Raw genomic sequence first — 1,914 nt, 5'->3', positions numbered from 1 at the left:
GATTATCTGCTAACTGCAAGATCGTTCAAGTCTTCTTAAACGATCGGCATTAGACCTTAATAGTCGGCTTTTTACTGTCTCAATCAACAGAACAAATTTTTGAAGCAACATCATATTGCGAGAATTATTTCTCCCAACGCTCCGCAGCTTTGGTATCTGAATCGCGAGAATCAACCCAACGAGTTGTTTCAGTGGTACGTTCTTTTTTCCAAAACGGCGCTTTGGTTTTCAGAAAGTCCATAACAAACTCACACGCTTCGAAGGCAGCGCCACGATGTGCACTTGATACACCAACGTAAACAATCTGGTCACCGATATCTAGGTCACCAACGCGATGAATCACTCGCATCTTCTGAATAGGCCAGCGCGCTTCAGCTTGATCACAGATCTCGCTCAGCGACTTCTCTGTCATACCCGGATAGTGCTCTAGAGACAAACCAATCACGTTGTCGCCAAGGTTCATGTCGCGAACTTTACCAACAAACGTCACTACCGCTCCTGCAGCTGTGCCTTGAGCTAGATAATCGTATTCGTCACCCACAGAAAAGTCTTCTGCAGTAACTACTACTCTTGAGTCCATGACTAGCCTCCAGTCACTGGTGGGAAGAAAGCCACTTCATCGCCGTCTTTCACTTCAGTCGTCAAAGGTACGATTGATTGGTTAAGCGCAGCCAAAAGCTTGCCCTCTTCCAATGCGATATCCCATTTGCCTTCTTGTGTTACAAGGTGGCTGCGAATCGCTGCAATCGTCTTGAACTGTGCATCAACTTCAACGCTGTCCACACCAACAAGTTCACGAGTTTGAGCAAAGAAAAGAACTGTAATCATGATTCCACCTTAAAGTGACCAGACTTACCACCCGTCTTCTCTAACAGACGTACATTCTCGATAACAATATCTTTCTGAACAGCTTTACACATATCGTAAATCGTTAACGCAGCAACAGAAGCAGCCGTTAGCGCTTCCATTTCTACGCCTGTCTTACCCGCAAGCTTACAAACAGATTCGATGCGAACCTTGTTTTCAGACTCGATAGCTTCAAGCTGCACTTCTACTTTGGTTAATAGCAGAGGGTGACACAGTGGAATCAGATCCCACGTCTTCTTAGCCGCTTGAATACCCGCAATGCGTGCCGTTGCGAAAACATCGCCTTTATGGTGGCTACCAGAAACAATCAGCTCTAGCGTTTCAGCAGACATTTTTACGAAAGCTTCCGCTCTCGCTTCACGTACTGTCTCAGCTTTTGCCGATACATCGACCATGTTTGCTTCGCCAGACGCGTTAATGTGTGTAAATTGGCTCATACTCAAACCGCCTTATACAGAAAGGTGTGGCATGAAGTTACAAGGGCGGTGACTAGCATCCATTTGTTGCTTGATGATCTTAGTCCAACCTGTGCGACAAGCACCTGTAGAACCTGGCATCGCAAAGATAACTGTGTGGTTAGCAAAGCCCGCAATCGCACGAGATTGAATTGTCGATGTACCGATCTCTTCATAAGATACTTGACGGAATAGCTCACCGAAGCCTTCTACTTCTTTGTCAAATAGTGGCTTAAGCGCTTCAGGCGTGCTGTCACGAGAAGTAAAACCAGTACCGCCAGTGATCATGATCGCTTGTACGCTTTCATCAGCGATCCACTTGGATACGATCGCACGGATCTTGTACATGTCGTCGATAACGATTTGCTTATCAACAACATTATGACCCGCTTCTTTAGCATGCTCAGCTAGGTAACCACCTGACGTGTCATTTTCTTCTGTACGAGTATCTGAAACGGTTAGTACTGCGATGTTTGCTGCTTGGAATTTGCTTTCTGCGTGACCCATTTGCTCACCTATATAAATTTTTCAATTATGAGGGCGTGTTGACCTTTCGTGGTTAAATTTTGTTCGAGATAAAAGCGTTTTAAAA

General features: G+C 45.4%; 4 protein-coding genes. All 4 read right to left on the bottom strand.

The annotated features are described in order from the left end of the window. Nucleotides 1-124 precede the first annotated feature (124 nt). Genes moaE through moaB form a run of 4 tightly spaced genes read right to left on the bottom strand, consistent with a single transcriptional unit; the run spans nucleotide 125 to nucleotide 1,829 of the window. Entirely contained in the window at nucleotides 125-580 is a 456-nt protein-coding gene (gene moaE, locus ACED45_RS23945) for a molybdopterin synthase catalytic subunit MoaE (protein ID WP_210441822.1), read from the bottom strand. Between the two features lie 2 nt (nucleotides 581-582). Then, the gene (gene moaD, locus ACED45_RS23940; protein WP_048662065.1) at nucleotides 583-828 is read right to left on the bottom strand and encodes a molybdopterin synthase sulfur carrier subunit; all 246 of its coding nucleotides are present in this window, start codon (nucleotides 826-828) and stop codon (nucleotides 583-585) included. Continuing rightward, on the bottom strand, nucleotides 825-1,304 hold the full coding sequence (gene moaC / locus ACED45_RS23935; RefSeq protein WP_017093480.1) for a cyclic pyranopterin monophosphate synthase MoaC: 480 nt from the start codon (nucleotides 1,302-1,304) through the stop codon (nucleotides 825-827). Before moaC ends, moaD begins: the two co-directional genes overlap by 4 nt. Before the next feature lie 12 nt (nucleotides 1,305-1,316). Next, nucleotides 1,317-1,829: a molybdenum cofactor biosynthesis protein B gene (gene moaB / locus ACED45_RS23930; RefSeq protein ID WP_004734027.1), complete on the bottom strand. Its 513-nt coding sequence runs from the start codon at nucleotides 1,827-1,829 to the stop codon at nucleotides 1,317-1,319. Between the last annotated feature and the right edge of the window lie 85 nt (nucleotides 1,830-1,914).

The sequence above is a fragment of the Vibrio crassostreae genome, from assembly GCF_041439375.1.
Taxonomy (GTDB): Bacteria; Pseudomonadota; Gammaproteobacteria; order Enterobacterales; family Vibrionaceae; genus Vibrio; species Vibrio crassostreae_D.
This window is presented reverse-complemented; position numbering and strand designations above follow the sequence as displayed.